At 69.4% G+C, this 15,079-nt stretch carries 14 protein-coding genes and 1 riboswitch; of the genes, 2 read left to right on the top strand and 12 right to left on the bottom strand.

The window, feature by feature from the left end; all coding sequences use genetic code 11:
- Positions 1–26 precede the first annotated feature (26 nt).
- Together ACFU5V_RS26890 and ACFU5V_RS26885 are read right to left on the bottom strand one after the other, a co-directional pair.
- On the bottom strand, positions 27–1,412 hold the full coding sequence (locus ACFU5V_RS26890) for a class II 3-deoxy-7-phosphoheptulonate synthase (RefSeq protein ID WP_012688082.1): 1,386 nt from the start codon (positions 1,410–1,412) through the stop codon (positions 27–29).
- A 42-nt stretch (positions 1,413–1,454) separates the two neighbouring features.
- Entirely contained in the window at positions 1,455–1,946 is a 492-nt protein-coding gene (locus ACFU5V_RS26885) for a polyadenylate-specific 3'-exoribonuclease AS (RefSeq protein WP_378433505.1), read from the bottom strand.
- A gap of 67 nt (positions 1,947–2,013) precedes the next feature.
- Here ACFU5V_RS26885 and ACFU5V_RS26880 point away from each other — a divergent pair, with 67 nt between their 5' ends.
- Positions 2,014–3,336 carry a glycosyltransferase 87 family protein gene (locus ACFU5V_RS26880; protein ID WP_378702995.1) on the top strand — a complete coding sequence of 441 codons (1,323 nt, stop codon included), beginning with the start codon at positions 2,014–2,016 and terminating at the stop codon, positions 3,334–3,336.
- Positions 3,337–3,349: 13 nt separating this feature from the next.
- Here ACFU5V_RS26880 and ACFU5V_RS26875 read toward each other — a convergent pair whose 3' ends face one another.
- The 6 genes from ACFU5V_RS26875 to ACFU5V_RS26850 form a co-directional block, all read right to left on the bottom strand.
- A complete protein-coding gene (locus ACFU5V_RS26875; RefSeq protein ID WP_378433515.1) occupies positions 3,350–4,120 on the bottom strand; it encodes a lysophospholipid acyltransferase family protein in 771 nt (256 codons plus the stop codon).
- A 130-nt stretch (positions 4,121–4,250) separates the two neighbouring features.
- Complete coding sequence (locus ACFU5V_RS26870) at positions 4,251–5,264, bottom strand: ROK family protein (RefSeq protein WP_378433507.1); 1,014 nt, start codon at positions 5,262–5,264, stop codon at positions 4,251–4,253.
- Between the two features lie 52 nt (positions 5,265–5,316).
- Complete coding sequence (locus ACFU5V_RS26865; RefSeq protein WP_378433508.1) at positions 5,317–5,715, bottom strand: hypothetical protein; 399 nt, start codon at positions 5,713–5,715, stop codon at positions 5,317–5,319.
- Positions 5,712–6,953 carry an ArsA family ATPase gene (locus ACFU5V_RS26860; protein ID WP_378433516.1) on the bottom strand — a complete coding sequence of 414 codons (1,242 nt, stop codon included), beginning with the start codon at positions 6,951–6,953 and terminating at the stop codon, positions 5,712–5,714. The genes ACFU5V_RS26865 and ACFU5V_RS26860 overlap by 4 nt, the downstream gene beginning before the upstream one ends.
- Positions 6,950–7,387, bottom strand: coding sequence for an SRPBCC family protein (locus ACFU5V_RS26855; RefSeq protein WP_073365899.1), 438 nt, complete (start codon positions 7,385–7,387; stop codon positions 6,950–6,952). The genes ACFU5V_RS26860 and ACFU5V_RS26855 overlap by 4 nt, the downstream gene beginning before the upstream one ends.
- Positions 7,388–7,538: 151 nt before the next feature.
- Positions 7,539–7,913: a polyketide cyclase / dehydrase and lipid transport gene (locus tag ACFU5V_RS26850; protein WP_378433509.1), complete on the bottom strand. Its 375-nt coding sequence runs from the start codon at positions 7,911–7,913 to the stop codon at positions 7,539–7,541.
- A gap of 161 nt (positions 7,914–8,074) precedes the next feature.
- Between ACFU5V_RS26850 and ACFU5V_RS26845 the strand changes: the two genes are divergently transcribed.
- On the top strand, positions 8,075–9,886 hold the full coding sequence (locus tag ACFU5V_RS26845) for an AMP-dependent synthetase/ligase (RefSeq protein WP_378702994.1): 1,812 nt from the start codon (positions 8,075–8,077) through the stop codon (positions 9,884–9,886).
- A 65-nt stretch (positions 9,887–9,951) separates the two neighbouring features.
- Here ACFU5V_RS26845 and ACFU5V_RS26840 read toward each other — a convergent pair whose 3' ends face one another.
- From ACFU5V_RS26840 to ACFU5V_RS26825, 4 genes are all read right to left on the bottom strand, one after another.
- Positions 9,952–11,079: a glycosyltransferase family 4 protein gene (locus ACFU5V_RS26840; protein WP_378702993.1), complete on the bottom strand. Its 1,128-nt coding sequence runs from the start codon at positions 11,077–11,079 to the stop codon at positions 9,952–9,954.
- A 43-nt stretch (positions 11,080–11,122) separates the two neighbouring features.
- The gene (locus ACFU5V_RS26835; protein WP_378702992.1) at positions 11,123–12,490 is read right to left on the bottom strand and encodes a hypothetical protein; all 1,368 of its coding nucleotides are present in this window, start codon (positions 12,488–12,490) and stop codon (positions 11,123–11,125) included.
- Positions 12,491–12,539: 49 nt separating this feature from the next.
- Complete coding sequence (locus ACFU5V_RS26830; protein WP_378702991.1) at positions 12,540–13,592, bottom strand: NlpC/P60 family protein; 1,053 nt, start codon at positions 13,590–13,592, stop codon at positions 12,540–12,542.
- 371 nt (positions 13,593–13,963) lie between these two features.
- Positions 13,964–14,509 (bottom strand): NlpC/P60 family protein, encoded by a 546-nt coding sequence (locus tag ACFU5V_RS26825; RefSeq protein WP_378440095.1) that lies wholly within the window; start codon positions 14,507–14,509, stop codon positions 13,964–13,966.
- A 14-nt stretch (positions 14,510–14,523) separates the two neighbouring features.
- A riboswitch (cyclic di-AMP (ydaO/yuaA leader) is annotated at positions 14,524–14,688 on the bottom strand.
- Positions 14,689–15,079: the final 391 nt, after the last annotated feature.

The raw sequence follows: 15,079 nt of genomic DNA, 5'->3' as shown, positions 1-15,079 counted from the left end.
GCAGTGAGGGTCTCTGATCGGGGCGATCAGCCGCGGAGCATCTCCGCCACGAGGAACGCCAGTTCCAGCGACTGCTGGGTGTTGAGGCGGGGGTCGCACGCCGTCTCGTAGCGACCGGACAGGTCGAGGTCGGAGATGTCCTGCGCGCCGCCGAGGCATTCGGTGACGTTCTCGCCGGTGAGTTCGACGTGGATGCCGCCCGGGTAGGTGCCGAGACCGTTGTGGACCTCGAAGAATCCCTGGACCTCGTCGACGATGCGGTCGAAGTGGCGGGTCTTGTAGCCGGTGGACGCCTCGTGTGTGTTGCCGTGCATGGGGTCGCACTGCCAGATCACCTGGTGGCCGGTGGCCTGTACCTTCTCGATGATGGGCGGCAGCAGGTCGCGGACCTTGTTGTTGCCCATGCGCGAGATGAGGGTGAGCCGGCCCGGCTTGTTGGTGGGGTCGAGGCGTTCGACGTACTCGACCGCCATCTCCGGGGTGGTGCTCGGACCGATCTTCAGGCCGATCGGGTTGGACACGAGTTCGGCGAACGCGATGTGCGCTCCGTCGAGCTGACGGGTGCGGTCGCCGATCCACAGGAAGTGGGCGGACAGGTCGTACAGCTTGGCGTGGTCGTCGTCGTTGTCGAGGCGCAGCATCGCGCGCTCGTAGTCGAGGACGAGCGCCTCGTGGCTGGCGAAGATCTGCGCGTGGTGCAGGCTGGGATCGGTGACACCGCAGGCGTTCATGAACTGCAACCCGCGGTCGATCTCCGCGGCGAGTGCCTCGTACCGGGCCCCGGCCGGCGACGAAGACACGAACTCGCGGTTCCAGTCGTGCACCTTGTGCAGGTCGGCCATGCCCGCGCCGGTGAGCGCGCGGACCAGGTTCATCGCGGCGCTGGCGTTCGCGTACGCCCGCACGAGCCGCGACGGGTCGTGGGCGCGCACGGCCTCGTCAGCGACGAGGGAGTTGATCATATCGCCGCGGTACGACTGCAGGCCCAGCGCGTCGACATTCGACGACCGCGGCTTCGCGTACTGACCGGCGATGCGCGCGACCTTGACGACGGGCAGGCTCGCTCCGTACGTCAGGACGACGGCCATCTGCAGCAGGGTACGGATGTTGCCCTTGATGTGCGGCTCGGTGTTGTCCGCGAACGTCTCGGCGCAGTCACCGCCCTGGAGCAGGAACGCCTCTCCGCGCGCGACCTGGGCCAGCTTCTCCTGCAGGGCCACGACCTCGCTGGCCACCGTGATCGGGGGCACGCTCTCGAGGACGGTCCGCATCGCAGCGGCCTGACCTTCCGGCCATTGCGGCTGCTGGGCAGCGGGCTTGGCCAGCGCTGCATCGAGACGCTCGCGCATCTCGGTGGGCAGCGGCGGGAGTTCGGGCAAGCGGTCGATCGGCACGTCGACAGTCCAGTTCACCCATACAGGATATTCGCTCGACCGGAGCGATGGCGAGTCAGGTCACCGGAGTGAGCGTGCCGCCTGAACTGCCTCGAACTTCGCCAGGTTGTGCCGGGCATCGGCGAGGGCGTCGTGAGCGTCGCCCGGTGCAGGTGGGAGCTCCGGGCTGCCGTGGTCCTCCCAGTACTGCCGGAGTTCGCGGGTGTACCGGGGCAGCGTCTGCGGCAGCTCCGTCATGTCGCCCCACAGCTGGCAGAGCGCCACGTGGTCGTAGGCGGCGACCCACGCCCACAGTTCGGGGACGATGCCGGGCCGGGGAATCAGGAATGCGTAGAGGTCGTCGCGAATGCGGGCGCGGCTCTTCCAGAGCGGCGACGACGGCTGCGGCAGCTTCGGTAGCACGTTCCTGCGCACCCACTTGCCCGCACGGTCGGGATCGAACTCGGTGGACACCGCGTAGAATTCCCGTCCGTCCTCTGCGACCACCCCGATCGACACCAGGTCGATCGTGCGACCATCCTCGATGAACTCGCAGTCGTAGAAGTAACGCACGCCCGCACACTATGCCTCACCCGTCGGCGTCATCCGGATCCACCCCTACCTCGTGAAGGAGGCCTCGGTGAGCGCACGCTCCGACGGTCGACAGTCCGCCGCCCCTGTCGCGGACCCGCTCGACCGGCAGCGGGTGCCCGTGCACCTGCGCGTCGGCGGTCTCGTGATCCGCGTCCTCGTGCTCGCCGGTCTCGCTGTCGGATTCGCCTACAACCTGCTCGGGCTGCCCGGTCTGCGGGACTTCGGCTACTACTACCGGCTCGATCTCGACGTCTACCGACTGGGCGGTTCGGTGTTCCTGCACGGCCCGACGCTGTACGGGTCTATGCCGGCCACCCAGATGGGCAACTTCCTGCCGTTCACGTACCCGCCGCTGGCCGCGGTCGTGTTCAGTCCGCTGTCGACGGTTTCGCTGGCGACGGCCGGGACCGTCGTCACGGTGCTGTCGCTGGTCGCCCTGTTCGGCGTCCTCGTCGTCACGCTCGACTCGCTGGGCATCACCCCCCGCAGCACTCTCGTGTGGACGGCCCTCGGTGCGCTTGCGGTGGCGATGGCCCTCGAACCCGTCTCGTCCACCCTGGACTACGGGCAGATCAACATCCTGCTGATGCTGCTGGTCGCGGCGGACTGCCTGCCGAAGAAGACGCCGTGGCCCCGCGGACTGCTGATCGGTCTCGCGGCGGCGGTGAAGCTGACACCGGCCGTGTTCATCCTGTACTTCCTGGTGCGCAAGGACTTTCGCTCCGCCGTCGTGACCGCGGTCGGTTTCGTCGCGTTCAGCGCGGTGGGCGCGATCGCGACGTGGAACGATTCCGTCACCTATTGGACGAAGACGCTGTTCGACTCCGATCGGATCGGCACACCGGCGTATCCCGCGAACCAGAGCCTCACCGGTGTCCTGGCCCGGCTCGGTCTGAGCGACGGGATGCGCACCCCGATCTGGCTGCTGCTGAGCGTGGCGGTTCTCGCGCTGGTGATCGTCGCGATGGTGCGGGCGCTGCGGGCCGGTGAGACGGCGCTCGCGCTGGGACTCAACGCCGTCCTCGGGTTGCTCGTCTCCCCCGTGTCGTGGTCGCACCACTGGGTGTGGTCGGTGCCGCTGCTCCTCGTGCTGGGTGTCCTCGCCTACCGACGAAAGAATGTCGCCCTGGCGGTCACGGCCGTGGTCGGCGTCGTCGTCGTCAGGCTCGCCGCGCACTGGAAGCTTGGAGTGGGACGCTGGAGCGGAACCCACTGGAATCTGTGGGATCAGTTCCTGGCGTCGTCGTACGTGTGGTGGGGGCTCGCCGTGGTGCTGGTCGCGATCGTCGCGTTCCGCACCCGCGCCGCCCGGCCCGACGAGGACGATCGGTCGGAGACCTCCGACGATCTGACCGTCCCCGTCGGCTGAGAGGTCGCGGCGGTCAGCTCGCCCGGGTGTCCGGCAGTCGCGTGACGGTGCTCGCATCGTTCTCCGGTGCCACGCCGGCCACCGGAGCCGGTGCGGAACCGTCCGCGGCGGGGGCCTTCTTCTTCAGCGTGGCCGCGTAGATGTCGACGTATTCCTGGCCCGACAGCTTCATCAGCTTGTACATGACCTCGTCGGTGACGGCCCGCTCGACGAACCGGTTGCCGCCCATCCCCTCGAAACGCGAGAAGTCGATGGGCTCGCCGACGCGGATGGTGACCTTCGCGGGACGCCACACGCGGGAACCGATCGGGTTGACCTTCTCCGTTCCGATCATCGCGACCGGAATGACCTTCACACCGGACTCGAGTGCCATGCGCGCCAGACCGGTCTTGCCCTTGTACAGCCGGCCGTCGGGCGACCGGGTGCCCTCCGGGTAGATGCCGAGCAGCTTGCCCTGCGCGAGGACGCGCAAGCCGGCGTTCAGTGCGTCCTGCGCGGCGTCGGCGCCCGTCCGGTCGATCGGCACCTGGCCGACCACGGAGAAGAACCAGCGCTGGAATGCGCCCTTGAGTCCCGTCCCGGTGAAATACTCGCTCTTGGCGAGAAAAGTGATCCTCCGCGGCACACGCAACGGCAGGAAGAACGAATCCAGCACGGCCTGATGGTTACTCGCCAGAATGGCGCCGCCCTCCGCCGGAATGTTCTCCGTACCCTCCACGGTCGGTCTGCCCAACCCCCAGAGAACCGGCCCCAAAAACACGTACTTGAAGAGCCAGTACCACATGGCGTCCCTCCCGTTCACAACCCAAGCTTCGTTCGGCTCGACTCTACTTCGGGCGGGTGAGGGTCGCTACACACGGCCGGGAGGCCCGCACAACATCACACTCTGCGGGTTTACAGCGATCGACCGGGCGTCAACCCACCCGATCGGGCAGGAGCGCCCGCGCGAGTTCCGCCGCCCCGATCATGCCCGCCGCCTCCCCCAGCTGGGTCGGCCGGATCCGGGCCAGCGGCCGGTGCCCGGCCCCCGTCGTCAGCTCCGCGTAATGCTCGCGGGCCTCGTCGATGAACAGCGCCGACGAACTCGCGACTCCGCCGGCGATCACGACGAGATCCGGGTCGTACACGTCACCGATGAGAGCCAGGCCGACCCCGAGCCATCGGGCGAACTTCCGCATCGTCTCCTGCGCCAGTGGATCGCCGTCCTGTGCGGCGCCGGCGATCCGCCTGCCCGTCAGCACTCCGGGATCGACCGCCACCTCCCGCGCGAGGACGGTCGACGTCGCAGGATCCGCGGCGAGAAGCTCGATCGCGGTGTCGACGAGGGCCGTCCCGCTGCAGTACCGCTCCCAGCAGCCATGTTTCCCGCACGCGCAGGGACGGCCGCCGGGGACGACCTGGATGTGCCCGAGTTCGGGTGCGACGCCGTGGCTGCCGCGGTACAGCCTGCCGTCCGCGAGGAGCGCCGCCCCGATGCCCGTGCCGATCGCGAGCATCACCACGTTCCGGCCGCCTGCGGCGGCACCGAACCGGTGTTCGGCCCAGGCCGCCGCGTTCACGTCGTGCTCGAGGATCACCGGCAGGCCGAGACGCTGCCCCAGATCCCGGCCGACGGGCGCACCCACCCACGGCAGGTGCGGCGCGAACCGCACCGTGGTGCGGTCGGGGGTGACGAACCCGGCGACCGCCAGCCCCACCGCGGCGATGTCGTGCCGCGCGGACAGTTCCCGCACCGCCCGGTCCAGGCCGTTCTCCAGCGCCTTCGCCGACGCCGGGGTCGGCGACTGGAGCGAGTCGAGCACCTCACCGGCCGAGTCGACCACCGACGCACGGATGCTCGTTCCACCCACGTCGATGCCGATGGTCAGCGCCGAGCCGGGGGTGCGATCGCTGCCCGTGCCTGTGCTCATGCAGATGATTGTGCCCATGCCGGATCGCCGACGTGCAGGACTCCGCCGATCCCGCCTGGGGCGGGCATCGTCAGCGCTTGACAGTGACGGTGATCGGTTCGAACGCGGGGCCGCCATCCGGTTCGGGCGTTCCGCCGCCGTCGCCCGGACCCGGTTCCGGAGCACCGGGGCCCGGGGGGTCGTGATCGGTGTGCTCGTCGAGGATCTGCCGGAGCACAGCGATCAGCACGGACGCCTGGCCTGCGAGCAGGGTCACGAGGTCGTGCTGCTCGCCGCGGATCAGGGCCGCGAGTGCGCACACCGGGCACCACGTGCATCCCGACCACTGGCCGGCGCCGGGGTCCGCTCCCGCAGCGTCCGCCGCGGTGTGCGGCGCCGCCGCGCGCGAGAGGATCGGTTCGAGACGGTCCAGGGCGGTCTCGGCCAGCGTCCGCAGTTCCGCCAGCAACTGCGCGTGGTCGTCGTTCATACCGGCCACACCTGCGGGTCGGGCGTGAAGCGCACGACCAGATCGCTTCCGTCGAGTTCTGCGCCCGCGACGACGCACCGGCGCAGGACCGAGGCGAGGCGCACCCGGCGGCGCACCCCTTCCGCTCCCACGACCAAGTCGTCCTCCACTCGACCCAGCGTGAGGGTCGACGGGTTCACGAGCGGCAGATACATCCGCATCGTGTACACAGAATCCACACCGGCCCCCGATTCCAGCCCCACCCGCACCGCAGGCGGGTTCTTCCCCAACACCGCAACCGCGTCCGTGTCGTCGGCATACAACTCCCGGGCGATACCCCCGAGATCGGCCCACCCTACCGGCTCCGTCACCGACCGGGTGACCGAGAGGATCACCGTGGTGCCCGCGGAGGCGGTCAGCTCCGCGAGCACCCGCTGCTGCAGGGCTCGCCGCCTGATCAACCATGCCACACCGGGATCGTCGTGTCCTGTCGGCGAATCGAAGTGCGGCAGAAGGTTGTTCACGAGGATCGCATCGATGCGCAACCCGGACAGCGCGGCCACCGCGACGGTGCGCCGGGTCTCCGTCAGCACCACCCGCTCCGGTGTCGTCACCAGTCGCACAGTGGTTTTCGCGCGATTCGCGAGCAACTCCCGGACCTCGCCGACCGCCGAGACGACCTGTTCGATCAGCGACACCAGCATCACGAGGCGGGGATCGGAACCCAGCAGCGCGGCGATGCGGCGGTGCTGCGGCCACACCCGTTCCAGGTAGTCCAGCGTCATCGCGGGCGCGGCCAATGTCCGCAGGCAATCCGCGGTGGGCGGGCAGTCGACCACGACGGCGTCGTAGTCGCCCTCGGTGGCGAACCGGACGATCTCACCCAGGCCGAGCACGTCCTGCACGCCGGGCAGCCCGGTCAGCTCCTCCGGTTCGAGCGCGGACAGCTGGGCGCCGTGGTCGTGCGTGCCCGCGGCCGCGAGAACCGCTGCCAGGCTGCGGAATCTGTTCTCGAGCAACGTGAGGGTGTCGAGTTCGAGGACGTCGAGGGTGTCGGTGACGGACACGACGTCGCGGGCGGCGGCGATCCCGACCACGTCGGCGAGGGAATGCGCCTGGTCGAGCGAGACGAGGAGTGTCCGGTTCCCGGACTCGGCCGCCGCCTGTGCCGTCGCGGCCGCGAGCGTCGTCTTGCCGACGCCCCCCTTCCCCACGAAGAACTGGACCCGCGCAGGTCCGGCACGGCCCTCGCTGCTCAGCCTTCCACCCGCTTCTTGAGTTCCTTGAGCGCGGTGTCGGTGATCGCCTTCTCCGCCTTGCGCTTGAACAGGCCGATCATCGGAATCGTGAGGTCGACGGTGAGCTCGTACGTGACGGTGGTGCCGCCGTCGGGCTCGTCCTCGAGGACGTACGAACCGAACTGCGACTTCTGGATCTCGCCGGACTCGAGCTCCCAGCTGACCGACTTGCCGTCGGGCGCCCAGTCGTAACGGAGAACGTACGTGTCCTTGACCATGCCCGCGTCGAGCACGAACCGCACCCGGTCGGCGCGGCCGTTCTGTCCGGGTTCCATGACCTCGACGGACTTCGCGGCCGCCACCCAAGCGGGGTACGCGTCGAAGTCGGCGATCACATCCATCACCCGGGCGGGTGGCGCCTCGATACTGATCGACCTCTTGGTCCTCTCGGGCATGGAGTGAACGCTTCCTTTCGCCTGGCCGACCCGCTCTCGATGGCGGGGCCACGCCGTTACCGGTTCCGTATGTCTGTGTGGTGCCCGACTATCACACACGATTCCGGCGCCCGGACACAATGCCGACCCCGCCGCGACGGCCGGAAGGGGCTCAGGACGGCGGTTCTCCCGCCGCTCGACCGGCCTCGAGTTCCTTCTTCACCTCGAAGGACATCACCTTGCCCTCGACGCGCCTGCGGCGGTTGAGGGCGGCCAGATCCGGGGCGTGCTCGCTGCGCGCCGGTTCGGCGTGGAGGAAGTAGTGCACGATCGCTCCGTCCAGCACCGGCTCGAGCCACACTTCCATCGTTCCGGTGAGGGGTCCGGCCACGGTCCAGCGGATGCCCTTCTCGGCGCGGTCCTCGCGGACGGCGAGGGTGAGATCGGGCCACCACCGGCGCCAGCGGGCGGGCGGGGCGATCGCCGCCGCGACCTGCTGCGGTGGGGCCGCGATGAACGTCTGGTCTGCGACCTGAATGCTGCTCACGGCGACAAGCTTCACATACGCCAGGCGGCGGGGTTCCGTGGTGCCCCGCGGGCAGGCCTCTGACCACCCGTGTTTCAGCCAGCAGGCGGAGCCGGCGGGGGTAGGTCTAAAGTTGGGGAAGACAATCCTACTCGCCAGTATTTTCAGTGTCGGAGGTTTTCGTGCCCGAGTTCAGCGCGCCACAGTCGTTCACGATCGCGGAGGACGCGTCCGCGGTCGACTCGGTGTTCGCCCATGCCGCGGCCGACCCGACGCTGGTCGTGTACAAGCGCAAGATCGACGGACGGTGGACCGACGTCACGGCGGCCGAGTTCGCCGCGCAGGTCACCGCGGTCGCCAAGGGGCTCATCGCCATCGGCGTCCAGCAGGGCGACCGGGTGGCCCTGATGTCGGCGACCCGGTACGAGTGGCCGCTGGTCGACTTCGCGATCTGGGCGGCAGGCGGCGTCACCGTCCCGATCTACGAGACGTCCTCCGCCGAGCAGGTCCGCTGGATTCTCGAGGACTCCGCCGCGATCGACCTCGTCGTCGAGAACGCGGCACACGCCGCCACGGTCAAGGCCGTGGCCGCCGAAGCCAGCGCGCTCCGCGGCGTCTACCGGATCGAGGCGTCCGAAAGCGACCGCGGTGTCGTCGAGGAACTGACCGAACGGGGCGCCGACGTTCCCGACTCCGAGGTCCGGGCCCGCGTCGCCGCACTGAAGGCGAGCGATCCGGCCACCCTCATCTACACGTCCGGCACCACCGGCAGGCCCAAGGGCTGCCAGCTCACCCACGCCAACCTCATCGCCGAGTCCAAGGGCATTCTCGATTCCAGCCTCGGAACCCTGCTGAAGACGCCCGGCGTCAGCACCCTCATGTTCCTGCCGATGGCGCACGTCCTGGCGCGCGCGGTCAGCATCGCGTCGTTCGACGCCGGCGCCGCACTCGGCCACACCAGCGACATCCCGAACCTCGTCCCCACGTTCGGCGAGTTCCGTCCCGACTTCATCCTCTCCGTGCCGCGGGTGTTCGAGAAGGTGTACAACAGCGCCCGTGCCAAGGCCCACGGCGAGGGCAAGGGCAAGATCTTCGACGCCGCCGCCGAGACGGCCATCGCGTGGAGTGAGGCGCAGGACGACGGCGGCCCGGGACTGGTCCTCAAGGCCAAGCACGCGCTGTTCGACAAGCTGGTGTTCTCGAAGCTGCGGGCCGCGCTCGGCGGCAGGTGCCAGCTCGCGATCTCGGGCGGCGCCCCGCTCGGTGCCCGCCTCGGCCACTTCTTCCGCGGCATCGGCATCACCATCTACGAGGGCTACGGCCTCACCGAGACATCCGCGGCATTCGCCGTCAACACGATCGGCGAGCAGAAGGTCGGGTCGGTCGGCAAGCCCCTCGCCGGCAATTCCGTGCGCATCGCCGACGACGGCGAGATCCTGCTGTCGGGACCGGTCGTCTTCGGCGGCTACTGGCGCAACGAGAACGCGACTGCCGACGCGATCGAGAACGGCTGGTTCCACACCGGCGACCTCGGCTCGGTCGACGCGGACGGCTACATCACCATCACCGGACGCAAGAAGGAGATCATCGTCACAGCGGGCGGCAAGAACGTCTCCCCCGCCCAGCTCGAGGATCACCTGCGTGCCCACCCGCTGATCAGCCAGGCCATCGTCGTCGGCGACCAGCAGCCGTTCATCGGCGCACTCATCACCATCGACGCCGACGCACTGCCGGCGTGGAACGAGCGCAACGGCAAGCCCGCGGGCACGACGGTCGCCGATCTGCTCGCCGACGCCGACCTCACGGCCGAGATCGACGAGGCCGTCGCCGAGGCCAACAAGCTCGTGTCGCACGCGGAGGCCATCAAGAAGTTCCGGGTCCTGCCCGTCGACTTCACGGAGGAGACCGGTGAGCTCACGCCGACGATGAAGCTCAAGCGCAACGTGGTGCACGACAGCTTCGCCGACGACATCGCCGCCCTCTACGCCAGATAGTGCGCCTCCGGCGCTCGTGAGTACTTCTCAACCGCCCGCGGTTAATAAGTACTCACGGGGGGCGGTCACGCCAGCAGGGACTGCAGCTTGGCGGCGAGTACGTCCCACCGCCACTGCGCCTTGACCCAGTCCCGGCCGGCGGCACCCATCGCCGCCGCCCGGTCGCGATCGGACAGCACCGCGATCACCGATCGCGCGACCTCGGCCACCGACGTGCCGTCCACGACCATCCCGGTTTCGTTCTGCCGCACCGTTTCCGGGGCACCGCCGGATTGTCCGGCGATGACCGGGACCCCGGAAGCCGACGCCTCCAGGAACACGATGCCGAGACCCTCGACATCCAGTCCCGCACCCCGCGTGCGGCAGGGCATCGCGAACACGTCGGCGATCGTGTGGTGCGCCGCCAGCTCCGCGGACGGCACCGTTCCCGTGAACACGACGTGGTCCTCGATGCCGGCCGAGCGGGCGAGGGAGCGCAGGCGGTCCTCGTAGGGTCCGCCGCCGACGATCACGAGGACGGCCCCGTCGATGTGTTCGCGGATGTTCGGGAGCGCCTTGATGAGGATGTCCTGGCCCTTGCGCGGCACGAGCCGGGACAGGCACAGGATCGTCGGCCGGTCGCCCAGTCCGTACCGGGCCCGCAGTTCGGACCGTGCCCCGCCGTCCGGGGTGAACAGGTCGGTGTCGACTCCGGGCGGCAGGTGTTCGAGTGCCGCGCCGGCGCCGAATGCGGACGCGAACCGGCCGCGGGTGTAGCGGCTGACGTACGTGACGACGTCGGTGCCGTCGCCGATCCGGCCGAGGGCCTGGCGGGCGGCGGGGAGCATCGACCAGCCGACCTCGTGCCCATGGGTACTCGCGACCACCCGTTCCGCTCCGGCGCGGCGCAGCGTCGAACTCAGCAGTGCGAGCGGGGCCGCCGCGCCGAACCAGACGCCGGTGCAGTCGTGTTCGGCGAGCAACCTGGTGGCGCGGCGCGCGACGAACGGTGTCGGCACCATCAGGGTCGTGGGGTGCCGGACGACCTGAAACGGTTGCCGCGCATCGAACTTGATGTGCGAGTCACCGCGCCAGCGCGGGGCGTAGACGACCAGGTCGTCGGCGGGCAGGTGCTTGACGAAGGTGTGCAGGTACGACTGAATTCCGCCGGGCCGCGGCGGAAAATCGTTCGTCACCAACAGTGTTCGGCGCATGTGATCACCGTAGGCGGTCGGCCGCGCGGTCACCGACGCAGGGTCACCCCAGGTGAGCGCCCACCCAGTCGGTCCAGCGGTCCCGGAACTGCTCGGCATCGACGCCGAGGACGTCGGACAGTCGTGCGTCGACCGTGTCCGGATCGGCCTCTCCCACGGCCAGCTTCCGGTACAACTCCGTCAGCCTCGTTTCGCCGTACTGCTCCGCGACGAAGGCGTTGATCGACCACGCGGTCTCGTAGGCGACCGAGCCGCGTTCGCCGGATTCGGAGAAGGCGGTGTTCTCGGGGAAACCGGTCGGGGGGCCTTCGGCGCCCACCTGCGCGGTCAGGGCCGGCGCGATCTGCCGTGCGGCCTGACCGGTTCCCCGGTAGGCGGCGTACTCGGCGTAGCCCTCCAGCACCCACATCGGTGAGCGGTCCACCGTCTCGGCGCGCGCCGCCACGTGGATGAGTTCGTGTCGCAGGATCGCCCGCCGGGTGACGTCGGTGAGCCGCTCCGCCGACGAGGGGCTGAACACGATCCGCTGCCCGGTGACCGCGTCGGCGGATGGGTCGACGGCGTCCGAGATGGCGACGGCGGCGATGCCGCGTCCGTCGTGATCGGGCCCGACGAGTGCGGTGAACTCGTCCTGCGATCCGGCGACCCACACGAGCGCGCGGCCCGCCCAGTCCGAACCCCACAGTTGGGTCGCGTTGACGACGGCGGCGGGGAGTTCCTCCGCCAGCCGGTCCACCATCGCGACGTTCTCGAGATGTCCGAGGACCACCGACGTCCGGCCGTCGCCGGTGTCGACGCGGCGCGACACGACGGATCCGAAGTCCCACGGGCCACGCCACGTCCGCCGCTCGCCGTCCACGGTGGCGCTGTCGCTGACGAGTGCCCAGCTGTCACCGCGCCGGGCGACGACGAGCGCGACGGGTTTGCGGGTGGGTCGCTCGTCCGCTCCCGCGATCGCGTAGCGGAGTTGCACGGCCGGCGCCCACACTTCGTCGGCCCCGAGCGCGTCGACGAGACTCGACGGCACCGCCGTCTCGGGACTCTCGGTGATCTCGTATCCCCAGTCCGAGAATTCCACCCCGGCAACGTTGCTCGCGCGGCGCGTCTCGGCGGCCAGGAAGCCCGGCGACGCCGCCCGATCCATCAGACCGGACAGGCGGGCCGTGTCGTTCGTCCGCACGGCCGACGCCCACGTGTCGAGGAGCACCTGGACGGCCGCTGCACGCGACTCCGTGTCTGCCTGCGCGGTGCCGACCGCCCCGTCGGCGCCCCGTTCGTCGTGAGAGAACCCGGTCAGCGCGAGTACGACGACGACGGCGAGGACGAGTCCGGCCAGCGCGGCCAGCTCCCACGGGCGCGCTTTTCGGCGTGAGGTCGTATCCGTTGCGGGAGACGGGTCTGATGCGGGCACGCCGGTGAGTGTATGAGCACGCCCGCGTGCCGTCGCCCGACGGTGGCCGTCAGTAGCGGCGCGCCCCGTAGAAGGGGAACTTCGCCATCGACTCGATCTTCACCGGCACACCGAACGTCGAGGCGTGGAGAATGTTGCCGTTTCCTGCGTAGAGGCCGACGTGGGACGCGTCGTTGTAGAAGAGGACGACGTCGCCGGGCTGGAGTTCGTCGCGGGATACCGGGGTGCCGCCGCTGGCCTGAGCCTGACTGGACCGCGGGAGCGTCTTGCCGATCTGCTTGTACGCCCAGACGACGAGCCCCGAGCAGTCGAACTGGTCGGGCCCGGTGGCGCCCCACACGTACGGGTCGCCGATGCGGGTCATGCCTGCCTGCAACGCGCTCGTGCCCGAGCCGGGGGTCAGGTGCGCGAGGATCGTGTCGGGGTCGAAGCCGGGCGGGAACGGCGTTCCCGCCAACTGGTCGCGCTCGGCGCCGGTGAGATCTCCGAATGCCTTGATCACGTCGGCGATCTGCGCCTGCAGGTCGCTCTGCTTGCGTTGCAGGTCGTCGCTGACCACCTTGGCCTGCTCGGTGGCCGCCCGCGCGGACTCCGCGGACTGCTTCGACGCCTCGGCCGCCCTGGTGGCGTCCGACGTGGCCGACTGGAATTGCGCGACCTGATTGCGGGTGTCGTTGGAGATGGCGTCCAGGGCGGACATCTGGTCGAGGAGTTGCTGCGGCGAGTCGCTCACCATCACGGCGAACAGGCGATTGGTCCGGGCGCCCTGATAGTTGGCGGTGGCGAGTTTGTTCACCACGGGCTGGAAGACGGCGACGCGCGCGTTGGCCTCGTCGAGGACACCTTGATCGGCCGCGAGCCGGGCGTCCGCATCGCGTTGCGCCGACTGTTTGGCCTCGAGATCGATCTGCGCGTTGTGGAGGGCCTCCGACGTCTGCTCGGACTGCCGGGACAGGTCGCCGAGCTTCGTCAGCGCCTCGGTCGGGTTGGTGGTGACCGGGTCCGCACCCGCCGGGATGGAGGGCAGCGACACGAGCGCCGCCGACAGCACTCCGGCTGTCAGCACGCTGCCCAGGGAGCGCTTCATCTTGTGTGAGGCCACGGAAATGCGGTTCTCCGATCGTCGATCTCCACCAGCCGGGTCGATGCGCGGCTCAGGAATTTCCCCGGCCGAGACGACCGCGGAGTGCCGAAGAGGTGGCGACCCGCGTTGCCGCCCGGTTGGCGCGGCAAGACTTCGCAAGGTCTCGGATAGGTTACGGAATGGCATACGTTTGTGTCCACCCATGTCACGACGGGGTGGCGGGGACCACCGGGCGGGCGGGCGACAGCCTGTCCGCCTGGGGCGCAACGACATCGAGGGTGGGTTCGAATCGTGATTCGAACCCACCCTCGGTGGTCGTGCAAGATCCTACGAAGCTACCCCGTGCATCCCCGCCCTCGACTCGGTGGATGCCTCGCCTCGTGCGTGGATCAGTAGCGGCGTGCGCCGTCGAAAGGCATCGACGCGATGGGCGCCAACTTGACGGGCTGGCCCTCGGTGGAGGCGTGGATCACGTTGCCGTTGCCGGCGTAGATGCCCGAGTGCGAGCCGCCGTAGAAGGAGATCACGTCGCCGGGGCGGAGATCGGACTGCGACACCGGGGTACCGGCGGCCGCCTGCGCGTAGCTGGTGCGCGGCAGGTTCAGTCCGGCCTGCTTGAACGCCCACTGCACCAGGCCGGAGCAGTCGAACGAGTTGGGACCTGCGGCGCCGTAGACGTACGGCGAACCGAGCTTGGTCTGCGCGGCCTGAACGGCCTTGTCACCTGCGGTGCTGGCCGGCGCGGGGGGCGCGGGCAGGTTCGGGACACCGGGGATCTGCGGGATGACGACACCCGGGATCTCGAAGGTTCCGACACCGGGGATGGTGATGGGGTCTGCGGCCGCGGGGGCCGCGGTAGCGGTGAGCGCTCCGACTGCGAGCGCGCCGGCGACGACTGCCCGTCGCACATTCCGCTTGGAAACTTGTGACGCCACGAAAGGGGTACTCCGTTTCTTCCATTCATCCGCCGACCGAGTTAGCTGACGGGTTCGGGCTGGGAAGATCAGCCCTACCCACCGGTGCGTGAGGACGTCCCGGCGGGATTCACCCCAGTAGAAACTTGGGTTCCCGGTACGACCGCTCTCGCGAGTGGCCGATTAGGCGGTGACTAGCGATGCGGCCCCGGTGTTGGGGCTGCGAGACTCCGCTAGGTCTCAGGAAGGTTACGAAATGGAATACCCCGATGTCGACCGGAACACGCGGAAAGTGTCCGTTTGCACCGTTTCGGGGCGTGCGGGCGCGCGATACCCACATTCGGTAACGACTGGATAACAAGCGGTATGTTTCCGTTCGCTTTTCGGCAGCGGGAGTGGGCATTTCGCAGAGCGCCGCGACTCCCCGGCCGCGCCGCGCCCCACGTTCGCGCTGTTCAACAGGGGTGGCGTGGGCGCCGCTCGGCACACGCACCGGACCCGCCGACCTCGATCGCCGCACCCCACGATCCCCGTTCCGGGGCGCGCCCTCGGCCGTCGGCCCACCCGCCACCGCAGCCCACACACGGGCAG

The organism is Rhodococcus sp. NPDC057529 (genome assembly GCF_042802055.1).
In the GTDB taxonomy this organism is placed as follows: domain Bacteria; phylum Actinomycetota; class Actinomycetes; order Mycobacteriales; family Mycobacteriaceae; genus Rhodococcus_F.
This window is presented reverse-complemented; position numbering and strand designations above follow the sequence as displayed.

What these genes read in the sequence shown, in the direction of transcription:
- ACFU5V_RS26865 (WP_378433508.1), bottom strand. Translation starts at nt 5,715, where the DNA reads ATGAACGACGACCACGCGCAGTTGCTGGCGGAACTGCGGACGCTGGCC.
- ACFU5V_RS26840 (WP_378702993.1), bottom strand. Translation starts at nt 11,079, where the DNA reads ATGCGCCGAACACTGTTGGTGACGAACGATTTTCCGCCGCGGCCCGGC.
- ACFU5V_RS26870 (WP_378433507.1), bottom strand. Translation starts at nt 5,264, where the DNA reads ATGGGCACAATCATCTGCATGAGCACAGGCACGGGCAGCGATCGCACC.
- ACFU5V_RS26855 (WP_073365899.1), bottom strand. Translation starts at nt 7,387, where the DNA reads ATGCCCGAGAGGACCAAGAGGTCGATCAGTATCGAGGCGCCACCCGCC.
- ACFU5V_RS26875 (WP_378433515.1), bottom strand. Translation starts at nt 4,120, where the DNA reads ATGTGGTACTGGCTCTTCAAGTACGTGTTTTTGGGGCCGGTTCTCTGG.